Raw genomic sequence first — 16,636 nt, 5'->3', positions numbered from 1 at the left:
AGCCCCCATGCGAAGTCCTGTTCCGCCCCGGCGCCGCCGCGCCGCGGTGCTGACCGCCGCGACCGTTCTCGTGACCACCGTTGGGCTGGTGGCGGGGGCTCTCCCCGCGACCGCGGCCAACGCGACCTACACCGCCCTCGGCGACTCGTACTCGTCCGGCGTCGGTACCCGCTCCTACTACTCCGACAGCGGGAGCTGCCAGCGTTCCCAGTACGCGTACCCGGTACTCGATGCGGCCAGCATCGGCGCGCAGCTCACCTTCGCCGCCTGCGGCGGCGCCAAGGTGGCCGACGTACAGGGTCAGCTCGCCAGCCTGAACGCGAGCACGACCTACGTCACGGTGTCGGTCGGCGGCAACGACGCCGGCTTCTCCAGCGTCATCGAGCAGTGCGCGCTGCCGTGGCCGTGGACCTGTGAGGGCGACATCTCCACCGCCGAGACCTTCATCAGGAACACCCTGCCGGGCGAGCTGGACCAGCTCTACACCACCATCCGGAGCAAGGCTCCGGCCGCGAAGGTGGCGGTGGTCGGCTACCCGAGGCTGTTCAACGTGACCGACTGCCAGTCGCTGGCCCGGATCAGCCCGACCGAGCAGAGCGAGCTCAACGGCGGCGCGGACCTGCTGGACACCACCATCAAGGCCCGGGCGACCGCGCACGGCTTTACCTTCGTGGACCCCCGTACGGCATTCACCGGCCACGCCATCTGCGACGGCACCGAGTGGATCAACGGCCTGTCCAACCCGGTCGGCGAGTCGTACCACCCGAACCAGACGGGGCAGGCACAGGGCTACGCGCCGCTGGTCAAGGCCGCGCTGCTGAGTTGAGCCCGCTGAGCTGAGTCCGCTGAGGTGAGCCCGTTGGGTTGAGTCCGCTGAGGTGAGTCCACGCCGGCACGGCGGCCCCGCGCGCGGCGCCCGGACCGGCCGGCCCCGTCGCGGGGCCGGCCGGTCCGCGTTGTCGTCGGCTACGGCAGGTCAGCCGTAGAAGCCGCCGGGCCGGCCGTTGCGGTCGGCGATCAGGCCGGCGAGCGTGGCTATCGCGATCTCCGGCGGCGTGTGCGAACCGATGTTGAGCCCGATCGGCCGGTGCACCCGGGCGATGTCGGCCTCGTCGACGCCGAGCGCGCGCAGCGCGGGGAGGTGCGGCGCGGGGTGGCGGGGGCTGCCCATGACCCCGATCCAGCGGGCCGGCAGCGCGAGCGCGTCGCGCAGCATCTCACCCAGTTCCGGCCGGTCATGGTCGGTGACCACCACGTCGGTATCGCCGTCCACAATGGATTTATCCAGGCTGGGCAGGTCGCCGGTGGGGTCGATCAGCACGGTGCGGAGGCCGAGGTCGGCCCCGAAGTGCAGCAGGTACTTCGCCACCGGCGAGGCGAACACCGCTACCAGAGTGCGGCCGGTCGCCGGGGCGGCTTTGTCGCCGTGGGCCATCACGCAGGCCAGGTCGGTGCGCTCCATACCTGTCGAGGATGCCAGAGCGGGCGGGTGGAGGTAAATCACTGGCCGGATCGGGGGCCGGGCGGCCTATCCTTGACTGGCCTATGACCAATCCCCGCACAGACCCGTCTGCCCGCCTGGACCGGCGGCGGGCCGCCGTACCCGGGATCACCTATCCCGAGGCGCTGCCGGTCAGCCAGAAGAAGGACGACATCCTCGCGGCTATCAGGGACCACCAGGTGGTCATCGTCGCGGGGGAGACCGGCTCCGGCAAGACCACCCAGCTGCCCAAGATCTGCCTTGAGCTGGGCCGGGGGATCAACGGGATGATCGGGCACACCCAGCCCCGGCGGCTGGCCGCCCGCACCGTCGCCGAGCGGATAGCCCAGGAACTGGACACCCAGCTCGGCGGCGCCATCGGCTACCAGGTCAGGTTCACCGGCAAGGTGGGCGACGACACGCTGGTGAAGGTGATGACCGACGGCATCCTGCTGGCCGAGATCCAGCGGGACCGGCAGCTGCGCCGGTACGACACCTTGATCATCGATGAGGCGCATGAACGCAGCCTGAACATTGACTTCATCCTCGGGTACCTGAAGCGGCTGCTGCCGCGCCGGCCGGACCTCAAGGTGATCATCACCTCGGCCACCATCGACCCGGAGCGCTTCGCCCGCCACTTCGGCGGCGAGGCCGCCGTCGTCGCCGCGGCGGACGGGCCGGCGGAGGCGGGCCCCGGCGGCGGCTCCGGCTCCGGCGGCTCCGGCTCTGGCGGCTCCGGCTCTGGCGGCTCCGGTGGCGGCTCAGGTCCCGGTGACGGCTCCGGCTCCGGCGGTCCCGGTGGCGGCTCCGGCGGTCCCGGTAGCGGCGGCTCCGGCGCTGGCCAGGTGCCGATCATCGAGGTGTCCGGCCGCACCTTCCCGGTCGAGGTGCGCTACCGGCCCATCATCGACGATTCGCCCGAGTCCGACGAATTCGACGACGAGACCGACGCCGACACCGGCACGGGCACGGGCCCGCCCGCGAGGGGCGGCGCCAGGACCGGCGGCCCCGGTGGCGGCGGAGGCGGTGGCGCCGCGCGGGGCGACCGCGACGACCGGGACCAGACCCAGGCGATCCTCGACGCGGTCGACGAACTGTGCGCCGAGGGCCCCGGCGACATCCTGGTCTTCCTGTCCGGCGAGCGGGAGATCCGGGACACCGCCGAGGCGCTGCGCCGGCGGGAGTTGCCGCTGACCGAGGTCCTGCCGCTGTACGCCCGGCTGTCGGCGGCCGAGCAGCACCGGGTGTTCGGCGCGCACACGGGGCGGCGGATCGTACTGGCGACGAACGTCGCGGAGACCTCGCTGACCGTGCCGGGCATCAAGTACGTCATCGATCCCGGTACGGCGCGGATCTCCCGGTACAGCTACCGGACCAAGGTGCAGCGGCTGCCCATCGAGCCCATCTCACAGGCGTCGGCCAACCAGCGCAAGGGCAGGTGCGGCCGTACCTCGGACGGGATCTGCATCCGGCTCTACTCCGAGGCGGACTTCCTGTCCCGGCCGGAGTTCACCGACCCGGAGATTCTGCGCACCAATCTCGCCTCGGTCATCCTTCAGGCGACCGCTATCGGGCTGGGAGACGTGGCGGGCTTCCCGTTCATCGATCCTCCGGACCGGCGCAACATCGCCGATGGGCTGGCACTGCTGGCGGAGCTGGGCGCGCTGGCGGACGGCCGGCTGACCGGCATCGGGCGCAAGCTGGCGCGATTGCCGATCGACCCGCGACTGGGCCGGATGATCCTGGCGGCCGAACGCAACGGTTGCGTACGCGAGGTCCTGATCATCGCCGCCGCACTGTCCATTCAGGACCCAAGGGAGCGGCCGGTCGAGCACCGGCAGGCCGCCGACCAGCTGCACGCGCGCTTCGCCGATCCCGAGTCGGACTTCCAGGCATACCTGAACCTGTGGAACTACCTGCGCGAGCAGCAGCAGGACCGGTCGTCCAACCAGTTCCGCCGGCTGTGCCGCACCGAGTTCCTGAACTACCTGCGGGTGCGGGAGTGGCAGGACCTGGACAGCCAGCTGCGCCAGGTGGTCAAGGACATGGGTGTGACGCTGTCCAGCGCTCCCGAGGAGAGCGTGCGCATCCACCAGTCCCTGCTGCCCGGCCTGCTGTCGCATCTGGGCCTGAAGGACCCGGAGACGCGCGAGTACGTGGGCGCGCGCAACGCGAAGTTCGCCATCTTCCCGGGTTCGGCGCTGTTCAAGAAGCAGCCGCGCTGGGTGATGGCGGCCGAACTGGTGGAGACGTCCCGACTGTGGGCGCGGATGGTGGCGCGTGTCGATCCACAGTGGATAGAGGAGCACGCCGGGCATCTGGTCAGGCGCAACTACAGCGAGCCGCACTGGGAGCGCAAGCAGGCCGCGGTGCTCGCGTACGAGCGGGTCACCCTGTACGGCCTGCCGATCGTGGTGGGTCGCAAGGTGAACTTCGGCCGGGTCGACCCCACCCTGTCCCGGGAGCTGTTCATCCGGCACGCGCTCGTCGAGGGCGACTGGGACACGCACCACCGGTTCTTCCACGAGAACCGGGAGCTGCGCGAGGACGTGGAGGACCTGGAGCACCGGGCCCGGCGCCGCGACATCCTGGTCGACGACGAGGCGCTGTTCGAGTTCTACGACCGGCGGATCCCGGCCGACGTGGTCTCCGGGCGGCACTTCGACACCTGGTGGAAGAAAGCCCGGCACGAACAGCCGAACCTGCTGTCGTTCTCGGAATCCATGCTCGTCAACGAAACGGCGTCCACTGTGGACCCCCGGGACTACCCGGACGCCTGGCGCCAGGACGGGCTGGAGATCCCGCTGACGTACCAGTTCGAGCCTGGCTCCGGCGCGGACGGGGTGACCGCGCACCTGCCGCTGGCGGCGCTCAACCAGGTGCGTGCGGACGCGTTCGGCTGGCAGGTGCCCGGGTTGCGCGAGGAGCTGGTCACCGCGCTGATCCGGGGGCTGCCCAAGCCGATCCGCCGGGAGTTCGCCCCCGCGCCGGACCACGCCCGCGCCGCACTGGCCGGGTTGACGCCCTACGTGGAGCCGTTGCTGGACGGACTGGAGCGGGAACTGCACCGGCTGACCGGCGTGGTGGTGCCGCGCGAGGCGTGGCAGCTCGACCGGGTACCGGACCACCTCAAGCTGACCTTCCGGGTGGTCGACGAGCACGGCAAGGCCGTCGCCGAGGGCAAGGATCTGGCCGCGCTCAAGCGGCAGCTGCGCGGCCGGATCCAGGCGGCGCTCGCGGACGCGGCGGGCGACATCGAGCGCACGGGGCTGCGGGACTGGACGATCGGTACGCTGCCCCGGATCTTCGCCCAGCAACGCGGCGGGTACCCGGTCAAGGCGTACCCGGCGCTGCGGGACGAGGGTGACTCGGTCGCGGTACGGCTGTTCGACACCGAGGACGAGGCGGCCTACGCGATGTGGCGGGGTACCCGCCGGCTGCTCACCCTGACCGTTCCGGCGCCGGTGAAGGCGTTGCAGGGGCGGCTGTCCAACGAGGCCAAGCTCGCGCTGAGCCGCAACCCGCACGGCAGCGTGACGGCGTTGATGGACGACTGCGTCGCCGCGGCCATGGACGCGCTGATCGCCGAGGCGGGCGGGCCGGCCTGGGACGCGGACGGGTACGCGGCGCTGCGCGAGCGGGTGCGCGCCGGGCTGGGCCGGACGCTGGTCGAGGTGGTGGAGCGGGTCGGGCCGGTGCTGACTGCCGCGCACGAGGTGTCCCGGCGGCTGGCCGGCACCAACAACCTGCTGCTGGTCGCGTCGCTGACCGACCTGCGCGAGCAGTTGGCCGCGCTGGTGTTCCCCGGCTTCGTCGAGGCGACCGGCGCGCAGCGCCTGGCCGACCTGCCGCGGTACCTGACCGGCATCCAGCGCCGGCTGGACCGGCTGACGGGCAGCCCGGCCCGGGACCGGGAGCGGATGGGCTCGGTCCAGCAGCTCGAGCGGGAGTACCGGCAACTGCTCGCCCAGGTGCCGCCCGGCCACCCGGTACCCGACGGGCTGCGCCAGGTGCGGTGGATGCTGGAGGAGTTGAGGGTCAACTACTTCGCGCAGGCGCTGGGCACCCCGTACCCGATCTCCGACAAGCGGGTCCTCCGCGCGCTGGACGACCTGACCGCGTGACCCGCGCGGCACGCGGGGCGCGGGCTTTGCGTGTTGCGCCGGCTTTGGGCGGTGCGTCCCGTAACGTAGGTAGTCATGCGTTCCGGTCCGGTCATTTACGCCTTCGACGGCTCGCCAGCCGCCGAGCACGCGCTGCGGGAGGGCGCCGCGATCTTCGCCAAGCGGCACGCCCTCGTGGTGTCCGTATGGGAGGCGGGCATCGGCTTCCAGGTCTCGGCGCTGCCGGTGCGCGCGTTCGAGGCGCCCGCCGCGCCGCTGGATTCGGGCGACGCGTTCCAGGTCGACGAGGCGATGCACGACGCGGCCCGGCGCACCGCCGAGCGGGGTGCGCAGCTGGCCAGGCAGGCCGGGCTGGAGGCGGACGCGATGGCGGTGACCGACCGCAAGACGGTGGCCGACACGCTGATCCGGCTGGTGCGCGAGTTGGACGGCCAGGCGGTCGTGGTGGGCGCGCACAGCCGCGGCGCGATCAGCAGCAGGCTGCTGGGAAGTACATCCCGTGATGTCCTGCAAAAGGCGTCATGTCCGGTACTCGTGGTGCGCGACGACGCGAAGCCCGACCACGAGGCAAAGGGCGAACGCCCCCTCGACAGGCCATGACCCCTCCGCCGTTCCGGTGATAAAGGGAGCGTAACGGCCCATCTCGGGCTGCAGAGTGCGCCGATAACGGCTGATTCGACCCGAGCCGCGAGCGACAGCATCGCCCGCGGCTCGTTGGTCTGTTCGTACCCGATGGTGCCGTGAATCGGCGAACTCGCCGATCGTGAATTAAGCCGAATGCTAGCTTGGCCCCAGATGTGCCCGTACCAGTTGATTGGGGATGATTTGACCTTGGCAACCATTGGACGGGATCTGCAATCTGGTTCCACCCCAGCCGGCGTGGAGGCCGCGGCGGTGCTGTCCGCCGACCCGGGTGCCTCCGTCGCCGAACTCGCCACCTACCGCGAGGCGGTCACCGACCTGCTCGCCGTGCTCGACGGCCATGCCGGGCCGGACGGCGCGGTCAAGACGGCGGGCGCGATTCACGAGCGGGTCACCGGTCGGGAGTGCGACGCGGTGCTGTCGCGCACGCCGGGCGGCCCGCAGTCCGTCGCCCAGAACCTGCTGCGCGAGATCTGGAACTTCCGGACCGAAGAGCGCCCGATCGAGGACCTGAGCAACTGGATGCGGGTGTACCTGCAGTCGCAGGTCGACGTCGCGTGGTGGGGACACCTCGACCCGTACCTGACCCGGGCCGACGTGACGCACTCGCCCGACCTGGTGAGCCTGGCCGCGCTGCGTCGCGACGGGGCGCTGCGGTTCCGGTACCGCCGGCAGCCGCGCGGCCTGACCGGCCGGGCGCTGCGCAGGGCGGAGCGGCGGGTATGGCCGCACCGCACACCGCACACCGCCGGGATGCGGTTCCCATACGCCCGGCCGGAGGCGGTGGCCTGGCTCAACGGGCTGGCCGTGCAGTTCCTCGCGGCCTGTGGCGCCGACGCGCCACCGTTGTGGGTCAACAGCATGGCGCGCAGCGTCGAGCACCAGAACCACCTGCGCGGCCTCGGCTACGTGACGGTGCTGCCCAGCGCGCACTGCGTCGGGTACGCCATGGACCTGGAGATGACCTGGATGCGCCGGTTCGAGGCACACGGGGCCCTGCAACGGCTGCTGTTCGAGCACCGGGCGGCGGGTGACGTCAACGTGATCGACGAGGGCCAGGTCTGGCACGTGTGCCTGAGCCCCGAGACCGCCGCGCGGCTGCGCCGCGAGGCCGTCGCGCCGGCAGGCTGACATGTGCGGGATAGTCCTCGTCGCCGGGCCGGGGGGCCAGCGCGCCGAGTTCGAGCACCTGATGGCGTGCCTGCGCCCGCGCGGCGAGGTCGAGGAGACGCTCATCGAGGACGGGCTGCTGGCCGGGGTCCAGCGGCTGCGCATCGTCGACCGGGATCGCGCGGCGCAGCCGTGGCGGTCCCGGGACGGGCGGCTGACCCTGTGCTACAACGGCGAGGTCTTCAACCACAAGCAGCTGCGGGCCGAGCTCGCGGCCGGCTGCGGCCCGGCCCGCTCGGACGGCGACACCGAGGTGGTGCTGGAGGCGTTCCGGCAGTGGGGGCCGGGGGCGGTCGGCCGGTTCCGGGGCGAGTTCGCCTTCGCCATCGCGGACCGCGACAGCGGGCGGGTCTACCTGGCCCGGGACCCGCTCGGCGTGAAGCCGCTGTACTGGTCCCGGGCCGCCGGTCGGCTCTACGTCGCCTCGGAGGCCAAGGCGCTGGTACCGGTCGGCGCGGCCATCCACGAGGTACCGCCGGGCCACCACGGCTGGTGGTCGGGACGGGGCGACCCGGCGCTGCGCCCGTACGTCGACCTGGCCCGGTTGGGTGAGGGGCAGCCGCGGATCGAGGATCCGGGCGAGGCCGCCGCGCTGGTGCGCTCCGCCATCGAGGACGCCATCCGGGTCCGGGTCGACACCGACCTCACCGTGGGCGTCATCCTCTCCGGCGGCCTGGACAGCTCGCTGACCCTGCTCAACGTGCACCGCGAGCACCCGGACTGCGTGGCGTTCACGGTCGGTACGCCGGACAGCCCCGACCTGGCCTACGCCCGGCGGCTGACCGCGGAGCTGGGCGTGCCTCACGAGATCATCGAGCTGCGCCCGCGCGACGTAAGGGCGGACGAGATCCGCGAGGCCATCCGGATGGCGGAGCTGACCGAGTACGGCGACATCATCAACGCGGTGGTGTCCGTGCCGCTGTTCCGGCGGGTCCACGAGCTGGGCGTGAAGGTGGTGCTCACCGGCGACGGCTCGGACGAGCTGTTCGGCGGGTACCCGATGTATCACGAGGTCGGTCCGGACTCGGCCCGCCGGCTGTTCCTTCACAAGATCGCCAACCTGTACCGCACCGAGCTGCAGCGGGTGGACCGGACCAGCATGGGCCAGGGCGTGGAGGCGAGGGTACCGTTCCTCGACCCGGCGCTCGTCGAGCTGGCCATGCGCCTGCCGCTGAGCCTGAAGCTGCGCGACGGCCAGGAGAAGTGGATAGTCCGCGAGGCGTTCGCCGATCTGCTGCCGGACTACATCAGGCGGCGGCCGAAGAACCCGATGTCATACTCCACCGGCCTGCACGATCGGGCCCGGCTCTATAAGCCGCGGTTCGCCCGGCTGCACCGGGAATTGGGCTACGACCTGCTGGAGCCGGTGCGTCGCGACTTCGACAGCGTGCTGATGAGGTGCGGCAACGATCTGGACCGGGCGATCGCCGAGAACGCGGCCCGGCAGGACTACACGCTGCTGGAGCACGCCCGCGATCTGGCCGGCGCACTGCGCTGGAACGCACGGGGAATGCTGCGGCGCAAGCAGCTGGCCGCGGTGCCGCCGGCCGCGGAGCCCACGGAGCGGGTGGTCGAGCCGGCGGGCTGAGCCGTCCGGGTCGCGCCGGCTGGGTCGTCCGGGTTGCGTCGTCCGGGTTGCGCCGGCGCCGTTCGGGTCGGGCTCGCCGCCCGCACCCGAACGCCGGGGCGGCTCAGCCGCCGGACCCCTCGATCTCGGCGCCCTCGGGCACCGCGTCGTCGTCGCGGTCGGCGAGCCAGCCCTCCGGCAGCACCACCCGACCGGGGGAGTTGGTGCGCCCTCGTGGCTGGCCCAGGATCGCCGTCGGGTACGGCGCGTCCGCGTCCAGCTCGCCCAGCAGGCCGTCGAGTTCGGCCAGCGACGAGGCCACCGCCATCGATCGGCGCAGGTCGGAGCCGACCGGGAAGCCCTTGAGGTACCAGGCGACGTGCTTGCGGAAGTCGACCACCCCGTCGGCCTCGACCCCCATCCACTCGACCAGCAGCCGCGCGTGCCGGCTCATGACCGCGGCCACCTCACCGAGTCGGGGCAGGACCCGCTCGGTCCCGCCCCGCATGGCGCTGGCCAGATCCGCGAACAGCCAGGGCCGGCCCAGGCAGCCGCGCCCGATCACCACCCCGTCGCAGCCGGTGGTGCGCATCATCCGCAGCGCGTCGTCGGCTTCCCAGATGTCCCCGTTGCCCAGCACCGGCACGTCCAGCGCCTGCTTCAGGGCGGCGATCGCGTCCCAGTCGGCCGAGCCGGAGTAGCGCTCGGCCGCGGTGCGGGCGTGCAACGCGACCCAGGCCGCGCCGGCGTCCTGTGCGATCAGCCCGGCCTCCACGTAGGTCAGGTGGTCGTCGTCGATGCCCTTGCGCATCTTCACGGTCACCGGAAGGTCCCCGGCGGCCGTCACCGCGTCCGCGATGAGGCGCCCGAACAGGCGCCGCTTCCAGGGCAGCGCGGCGCCGCCGCCCTTGCGGGTGACCCGGGGCACCGAACAGCCGAAGTTGAGGTCGATGTGGTCGGCCAGGTCCTCGTCCACGATCATCCGCACCGCCGCGGCGGTGGTCTCCGGGTCCACGCCGTAGAGCTGGAGGCTGCGAGGCCGCTCCTCGGCGCCGAACGCGATCATCCGCAGCGTCTTGGGGTTGCGCTCGACCAGCGCCCGGGTCATCACCATCTCGCAGACGTAGATGCCCGCGCCCTGCTCGCGGCACAGCCGGCGGAACGCCACGTTGGTAACGCCCGCCATCGGGGCGAGCACCACGGGCGGGTCGACGCCGAACCGGCCCAGGCTCAGGCCGGCGGTCGGCTCGGTCAGCGTTGCGGTCACGCCTTCGAGGATCGCATGCCGGGCGGGCAACGCCACATCTCGATCGGCGATGGTGCGGACGGTCACCCGGCCGCGACCGGCCCGGCGCGACCGCCGGCCACGGTGTCCGACCCGCCCGGTCGGGGTGGTCCGACCCGCCCGGTCGGCGTGGTCGGACCAGCCCGGCTGGGGGCCGGTGGGTCGGGTCGTGCGGCCAAAAACCTTGATCGCCGCCAGGGAATGACCGCCGGTCGCTAAAAGTCAATCGAATTTAATTGTCGAATCAATCACGCAGGCAAGGAATGAGTGCTCATGCGCAATAGTGCGCATGGGAGCGCTCCCTCAGAATGGTACGGACGTGATTAGTGGGGTCCGTGTGCCAATAATCACGCCAGGTGTTGCAGTAGTGAGAACTGCCCTAGTGTCCGGCCCTACATCCGGGGTACCACTTACCTAACGCACAGCGTTGGGGGTGCGGTAAGCCGGTAAACCGCCACAGGCGGTGGGCTTGACGCCTGCCGGGAGAGGGTAGGGCCAGCATGACCGAGAAATACGTCTACGACTTCTCAGAGGGCAACAAAGGCCTCAACGACCTGCTCGGCGGTAAGGGTGCGAACCTCGCCGAGATGACCAATCTCGGTTTGCCAGTGCCACCTGGATTCACCATCACGACGGACGCCTGCCGGGCGTACCTGGCGACCGGCAGTCAGCCTCCGAAATTGGCCGACGAGATCGACGAACACCTTTTGAAGCTGGAAGGCACGATGGGTCGGCGGCTCGGTGACCCGTCCGATCCGCTGCTCGTCTCGGTGCGCTCCGGGGCGAAATTCTCCATGCCCGGCATGATGGAGACCGTGCTCAACGTCGGTCTGACCGACGAGTCGGTGCGCGGGCTGGCCGCGCAGGCCGGCGAGGCCGGCGAGCGGTTCGCCTGGGACTCGTACCGGCGCCTCATCCAGATGTTCGGCCGGACCGTGTGCGACGTACCCGCCGGGGCGTTCGAGAAGGTGCTGGACGAGGCGAAGCGCGCCAGGGGTACGCGGTCGGACCTGGACCTGGACGCCGACGACCTGCGCGAGCTGGTGACCGCCTTCAAGGAGGTGTTCTCCCGCCACGCCGGCCGCCAGTTCCCGCAGGACCCGCGCGAGCAGCTGGAGCTGGCCATCCGCGCGGTCTTCGAGTCCTGGAACGCCGAGCGTGCCGTGCTGTACCGGCGGCAGGAGCGGATCCCGTCCGACCTGGGTACGGCGGTCAACGTGGTGGCGATGGTCTTCGGCAACCTGGGCGGGGACTCGGGCACCGGGGTGGCGTTCACCCGCGACCCGGCTACCGGGCGCCAGGGCGTGTACGGCGACTACCTGGCCAACGCGCAGGGCGAGGACGTGGTGGCCGGCATCCGCAACACGGTCTCCCTAGAGGATTTGGAGCGCCTGGACAAGGCGGGCTTCGACGACCTGATGCGGGCCATGGCGGCCCTTGAGGGCCACTACCGCGACCTGTGCGACATCGAGTTCACCATCGAGCGCGGCAAGCTGTGGCTGCTGCAGACCCGGGTGGGCAAGCGCACCCCGGCGGCGGCGTTCATCATCGCCAGCCAACTGGTCGACGAGGGCGTGATCGATCTCGACGAGGCGGTGCGGCGGGTCAACGGCGCCCAACTGGTGCAGCTCATGTTCCCCACCTTCGACCTGTCCGCCGCCCCCGAGCAGCTGGCCCGCGGCGTGGGCGCGTCGCCGGGCGCGGCGGTGGGCAAGGCGGTGTTCGACACCGACCGCGCCGTGCGGCTGGCCGCCGACGGCGAGCGGGTGATCCTGGTCCGGCGGGAGACCAACCCGGACGACCTGCCGGGCATCATCGCCGCCCGTGGAGTGCTGACCTCGCGGGGCGGCAAGACCAGTCACGCGGCGGTGGTGGCGCGGGGGATGGGCAAGACGTGCGTGTGCGGCGCCGACTCGCTGGATGTGGATGTCCCGAGTGGACAGTTCACAGTGGACGGCACGACGGTGGCCGACGGCGACCTCATCTCGATCGACGGCACCACCGGGAAGATCTACCTGGGTGAGGTGCCGGTGCAGGACTCGCCGGTGGTGCGGTACTTCGAGACCGGCGAGATCGGCGACGACCCGCTGGTGGCGGCGGTGCACCGGCTGCTGACCCACGCCGACGAGCGGCGCCGGCTGCGGGTGCGCGCCAACGCGGACACCCCCGAGGACGCGGCCCGGTCACGGCGCTTCGGCGCCCAGGGCATCGGGCTGTGCCGCACCGAGCACATGTTCCTCGGCGAGCGCCGTGAGCTGGTGGAGGCGCTGATCCTGGCCGACACCGACGAGGATCGCCAGCTTGCGCTCGATGCGCTGCTTCCGTTGCAGCGCAAGGACTTCGAGGGGATCCTCACCGAGATGGCGGGGCTGCCGGTGACGATCCGCCTGATCGACCCGCCGCTGCACGAGTTCCTGCCGTCGCTGGAGGAGCTGTCCGTGCGGGTGGCGGTGGCGCAGGAGCGCGGCGAGGAGTCGAGGCGCGACCGCAAGCTGCTCGCGGCGGTGCGCCGGATGCACGAGCAGAACCCGATGCTCGGCCTGCGCGGCGTGCGGCTGGGACTGGTCATTCCGGGGCTGTTCGCCATGCAGGTGCGGGCGATCGCCGAGGCGGCGGCGTCGGTCAGGCTTGCCGGTGGCGACCCGCACCCGGAGATCATGGTGCCGCTGGTCGGCGCCGTACAGGAGCTGGAGACCGTCAGGGCCGAGGCGCTGACCGTACTCGCCGAGGTGAGCGACGCCCCGGAGGCGCTGATCGGAACGATGATCGAGGTGCCCCGGGCGGCGCTGACCGCAGGGGAGATCGCTCAGGCGGCGGAGTTCTTCTCCTTCGGCACCAACGACCTGACCCAGATGGGTTGGGGCTTCTCCCGGGACGACGTGGAGGCATCCTTCTTCTCGCGGTACCTGGATCTGGGGATCTTCCGGGTCTCCCCGTTCGAGTCGATCGACCGGGACGGGGTGGGCCGGCTGATCAGGATCGCGGTGCAGGACAGCCGGGCGATCCGGCCCAACCTCAAGATTGGCGTGTGCGGCGAGCACGGCGGGGATCCGGACTCGGTGCACTTCTTCCACGAGGTGGGGCTGGACTACGTATCGTGTTCGCCGTTCCGGGTACCGGTTGCCCGGCTGGAGGCGGGCCGTGCCGCGATCGAGGCGGTCGGGTCGGACAGCCGCTGAGGCCGCGCGGCACAGGGCGCCCCCGCCCGTCCGGGTGAGTGGCCGGGGCGCCCGGCGCGTAACCTGAGCCGGACATCGAAGGCCAACGCGGAGGTACGCATGAGCAGCCGGTGGTGCACCGTCGTCGTCGATGCGATGGACCCCAACCGGCTAGCCCGTTGGTGGGCCCAGGTGCTGGACTTCCGACTGCTACGTGAGGCGTCCGGTGAGGTGGTCATCGGCCGCGACGACAGCCCTAGGCTGCTGTTCACGCGGGTGCCGAACGTGAAGCCGGACAGCAGCCGGCTGCACATCGAGCTCGACCCGGACGACCGGGACGCAGAGCTGGAGCGGCTGCTGGACATGGGTGCCCGGCACGTGGACATGGGGCGGACCGGCCGGGCGCCGAGCCGCATAGTGCTGGCCGACCCCGAGGGCAACGAGTTCTGCATCCTGTCGAGGCCGGAACGCTGATCGGCCGGCCGGCGGGCCCCGCCCGAGCGGGTGGGCCACCGCCGGCCGGCCTCGGCCGTTCGGCGTGTCGAGCCGCCGGTTCCGTGGCGCGCCCCGCTTGCCGGTCGGGTCGCTTACGCTAGGTGAGCAGCGGCGACTGTCTGTTCATGTCACGCTACCCGCATGGCCAGCGAAGAGGATCTGACCAGGTCCGTGGAGGCGGAGGAGGAGCCCCGGTCACCGGAGCCGGTGAGCCCCCGCACGATCTTCCGCTGGACGGTGGCCGCCGGGATCGCGGTGGTGGCGATCTACCTCGGGTACCACATCGTCTACGCCGTCCGGGACGTGCTGGTCGAGATCCTCATCGCCGCGTTCATCGCGATCAGCCTCGACCCGCCGGTGCGGCTGTTGGTCCGGCGGGGGGTCAAGCGGTCGTACGCGGTGCTCATCATTCTCGTGATCGTCTTCATAGTGGTGGCCGGGCTGCTGATGCTGTTCATCCCGCCCCTGGTGCAGCAGAGCGGCCGGTTGACCAGCAACTTCCCCCAGTACCTGAATCACCTGCGGAGCAGCACGCCGGGCCTGCGCAAGCTGGAGAGCCGGTTCCACCTCCAGAACGCCATCGACGACCTGGCCCGGAACCTGCCGGCCCGGCTGGGCGCGCAGGCCCTCGGGTTCACCCGGAAGTTCTTCGGGGCGCTGATCTCCGGGCTGCTGGTTCTGGTGCTGACCATCTACTTCATGGCGGACCTGCCGAGGCTGCGCCGCAACGTGGTCCGGCTGTTCTCCCGCCGGTACCGGCGGCCGGTCGACGACGCGGTGGACGTGGTCATCGACAAGGTCGGCTCGTACATGATCGGCAATCTGATCATCTCCGGGATCGCCGGCGTGTCGTCGCTGGCCATGATGGAGATCTTGCGCATCCCGTTCGCGCTGCCGCTGGCGGTGTTCGTCGCGGTCACCGACCTGATCCCGCTCGTCGGCGCCGCGATCGGCGCGGTGGTGGGGGTGATCGTCGCGCTGGCCACCACCGACCTGTGGCCACACGCCGTCCTGCTGGGCCTGTTCTTCCTGGCCTACCAGCAACTGGAGAACTACCTGATCGCGCCCCGGGTGCTGCGCAACACGGTGGCGATACCCGCGCTCGCGGTGCTGCTGGCGGCGCTGCTCGGCGGTACCATCCTCGGCCTGATCGGCGCGTTGATCGCCATCCCGCTGGCGGCGGCCGTCAAGGTGATCATGACGCCGGTGCTCCGCGCCCGAGACGCCGAGCAAGCCGGGCCCGGTGAGCGAGCCGGGTCTACGCTCGACGCCGATGCACCAGAATGATGACGTTGACCTGGCCGGACCGAACCGCGAGGCGGAGCGGGCCGAGGCCCTGCACGAGCAGGAGCGCTGCGTCGACGAGCCGCCGAAGGACACCCGCACGCTGCCGGTCGACGGCCAGCGCACCCAGTTCCAGCGCGACCGGGCCCGGGTCCTGCACTCGGCCGCGTTCCGCCGGCTGGCCGCCAAGACGCAGGTCCACCTGGCCGGCTCGGACGACTTCCTGCGCACCCGGCTGACCCACTCGCTGGAGGTGGCACAGATCGGCCGGGAGATGGGCGCCCAGTTGGGCTGCGACCCGGACGTCGTGGACACCGCCGGGCTCGCCCACGACCTGGGGCACCCGCCGTTCGGGCACAACGGGGAGGACGCGCTCAACGAGGTGGCCGGGGCGTGCGGCGGGTTCGAGGGCAACGCGCAGACCCTGCGGGTGCTGACCAGGCTGGAGGCCAAGGTGATGCGCCCCGACGGCACCTCGGCCGGCCTCAACCTCACCCGGGCCTCGCTCGACGCCTGCTGCAAATACCCCTGGCCCCGCTCCGAGGGGACGCGCAAGTTCGGCGTGTACCCCGACGACCTGCCGGTCTTCGGTTGGCTGCGCTCCGACTGGTCTGGGTCGTCGCGCGGCGCCGGACGCGCCGAGCCGGACCGGTCGGGAGGTGTGCCGGAGGGAACCCGGCGCTGCCTGGAGGCCCAGGTGATGGACTGGGCCGACGACGTCGCGTACTCGGTGCACGACGTCGAGGACGGCATCCACGGCGGGTACATCGCGCTGCGCAACCTGCGCGACGACAACGTCGAGCGGGCCGCGCTGTGCGCCGACGTGGCCGCCTCGTACTCCGGCGAGTCCGCCTCGGACCTGGCCGCCGTGCTGGACGAACTCCTCTCCGATCCGGTCTTCGCCCCGCTCTACCGCTACGACGGCAGCCACGCCTCGATGGTCGCGCTCAAGCAGGTGACCAGCGTGCTGACCGGCCGGTTCGTGGCCGCCGCGGTGGGCGCCACCCGGGCGGCGGCCGGCCCGGGTCGGCTGCGCCGCTACGCCGCCGACCTGGCGGTGCCGCGCCGCACCCGGGCCGAGTGCGCGCTGCTCAAGGGACTCGCGCTGCGGTACGTGATGCGCCGTCCGGGCGCGGCGCCGTGGTACGAGCAGCAGCGGGAGATCCTCGTCGGTCTGGTGGACGCGTTGGCGAGGCGCGCCCCGCACGGGCTCGATCCGGTGTTCGCCCCGCTGTGGTTGGCCGCCCCGAACGACGCCGCCCGGCTGCGCGTGATCATCGATCAGGTGGCCAGCCTCACCGACCCGGCCGCGATCTCGTGGCACCGGCGCCTGGTCGGCGGCCCGGCGCCCTGGCCCGGGCGGGAAGCGGATGCCGGCGGCACCGTGGCGGGTTAAGTTGGCGTCGGTGTTCTTCTCGTAGGAGGTGTCGG

The 16,636-nt window shown here is 71.6% G+C and carries 10 protein-coding genes and 2 pseudogenes; 10 read left to right on the top strand and 2 right to left on the bottom strand.

What is annotated here, in order from left to right:
• Positions 1-7: 7 nt before the first annotated feature.
• Positions 8-826, top strand: a complete 819-nt coding sequence (locus ABEA87_RS13665; protein ID WP_345629439.1) for an SGNH/GDSL hydrolase family protein — start codon at positions 8-10, stop codon at positions 824-826.
• A gap of 150 nt (positions 827-976) precedes the next feature.
• Here the strand turns inward: ABEA87_RS13665 and ABEA87_RS13660 are convergent, their stop codons facing one another.
• A complete protein-coding gene (locus tag ABEA87_RS13660; protein ID WP_345629437.1) occupies positions 977-1,462 on the bottom strand; it encodes an XdhC family protein in 486 nt (161 codons plus the stop codon).
• A gap of 110 nt (positions 1,463-1,572) precedes the next feature.
• Between ABEA87_RS13660 and ABEA87_RS13655 the strand changes: the two are divergent.
• The 5 genes and pseudogenes from ABEA87_RS13655 to ABEA87_RS13635 all read left to right on the top strand — a co-directional run.
• Positions 1,573-2,175 (top strand): annotated as a pseudogene (locus tag ABEA87_RS13655) (DEAD/DEAH box helicase); the annotation flags it as partial.
• 354 nt (positions 2,176-2,529) lie between these two features.
• Positions 2,530-5,604, top strand: a pseudogene (gene hrpA / locus ABEA87_RS13650) (ATP-dependent RNA helicase HrpA); the annotation flags it as partial.
• A 75-nt stretch (positions 5,605-5,679) separates the two neighbouring features.
• Complete coding sequence (locus ABEA87_RS13645; protein WP_345629435.1) at positions 5,680-6,204, top strand: universal stress protein; 525 nt, start codon at positions 5,680-5,682, stop codon at positions 6,202-6,204.
• A gap of 231 nt (positions 6,205-6,435) precedes the next feature.
• The gene (locus ABEA87_RS13640; protein WP_345629433.1) at positions 6,436-7,377 is read left to right on the top strand and encodes a DUF5715 family protein; all 942 of its coding nucleotides are present in this window, start codon (positions 6,436-6,438) and stop codon (positions 7,375-7,377) included.
• Between the two features lies 1 nt (position 7,378).
• Entirely contained in the window at positions 7,379-9,004 is a 1,626-nt protein-coding gene (locus tag ABEA87_RS13635) for an asparagine synthetase B family protein (protein ID WP_345629431.1), read from the top strand.
• 103 nt (positions 9,005-9,107) lie between these two features.
• Here the strand turns inward: ABEA87_RS13635 and dusB are convergent, their stop codons facing one another.
• Positions 9,108-10,238 carry a tRNA dihydrouridine synthase DusB gene (dusB, locus tag ABEA87_RS13630; protein ID WP_345629601.1) on the bottom strand — a complete coding sequence of 377 codons (1,131 nt, stop codon included), beginning with the start codon at positions 10,236-10,238 and terminating at the stop codon, positions 9,108-9,110.
• A 530-nt stretch (positions 10,239-10,768) separates the two neighbouring features.
• Between dusB and ppdK the strand changes: the two genes are divergently transcribed.
• The 4 genes from ppdK to ABEA87_RS13610 all read left to right on the top strand — a co-directional run bounded on the left by ppdK (position 10,769) and on the right by ABEA87_RS13610 (position 16,601).
• On the top strand, positions 10,769-13,447 hold the full coding sequence (ppdK, locus tag ABEA87_RS13625; RefSeq protein ID WP_345629430.1) for a pyruvate, phosphate dikinase: 2,679 nt from the start codon (positions 10,769-10,771) through the stop codon (positions 13,445-13,447).
• A gap of 99 nt (positions 13,448-13,546) precedes the next feature.
• Entirely contained in the window at positions 13,547-13,900 is a 354-nt protein-coding gene (locus ABEA87_RS13620) for a VOC family protein (protein WP_345629428.1), read from the top strand.
• A 162-nt stretch (positions 13,901-14,062) separates the two neighbouring features.
• Positions 14,063-15,208 (top strand): AI-2E family transporter, encoded by a 1,146-nt coding sequence (locus ABEA87_RS13615; protein ID WP_345629427.1) that lies wholly within the window; start codon positions 14,063-14,065, stop codon positions 15,206-15,208.
• Positions 15,195-16,601: a deoxyguanosinetriphosphate triphosphohydrolase gene (locus tag ABEA87_RS13610; protein WP_345629425.1), complete on the top strand. Its 1,407-nt coding sequence runs from the start codon at positions 15,195-15,197 to the stop codon at positions 16,599-16,601. The genes ABEA87_RS13615 and ABEA87_RS13610 overlap by 14 nt, the downstream gene beginning before the upstream one ends.
• Positions 16,602-16,636 lie beyond the last annotated feature (35 nt).

This window comes from Rugosimonospora acidiphila (assembly GCF_039543385.1).
Lineage (GTDB): Bacteria > Actinomycetota > Actinomycetes > Mycobacteriales > Micromonosporaceae > Rugosimonospora > Rugosimonospora acidiphila.
Note: the sequence above shows the minus strand (reverse complement) of the source record. Positions and strands in the feature narration are given on the sequence as shown.

Bases quoted from the DNA above. Each gene is read 5' to 3' on its own strand.
- ABEA87_RS13615 (WP_345629427.1), top strand. From the start codon at position 14,063: ATGGCCAGCGAAGAGGATCTGACCAGGTCCGTGGAGGCGGAGGAGGAG.
- ABEA87_RS13620 (WP_345629428.1), top strand. From the start codon at position 13,547: ATGAGCAGCCGGTGGTGCACCGTCGTCGTCGATGCGATGGACCCCAAC.
- ABEA87_RS13610 (WP_345629425.1), top strand. From the start codon at position 15,195: ATGCACCAGAATGATGACGTTGACCTGGCCGGACCGAACCGCGAGGCG.
- ABEA87_RS13635 (WP_345629431.1), top strand. From the start codon at position 7,379: ATGTGCGGGATAGTCCTCGTCGCCGGGCCGGGGGGCCAGCGCGCCGAG.
- ABEA87_RS13645 (WP_345629435.1), top strand. From the start codon at position 5,680: ATGCGTTCCGGTCCGGTCATTTACGCCTTCGACGGCTCGCCAGCCGCC.
- ABEA87_RS13665 (WP_345629439.1), top strand. From the start codon at position 8: ATGCGAAGTCCTGTTCCGCCCCGGCGCCGCCGCGCCGCGGTGCTGACC.
- ppdK (WP_345629430.1), top strand. From the start codon at position 10,769: ATGACCGAGAAATACGTCTACGACTTCTCAGAGGGCAACAAAGGCCTC.
- ABEA87_RS13660 (WP_345629437.1), bottom strand. From the start codon at position 1,462: ATGGAGCGCACCGACCTGGCCTGCGTGATGGCCCACGGCGACAAAGCC.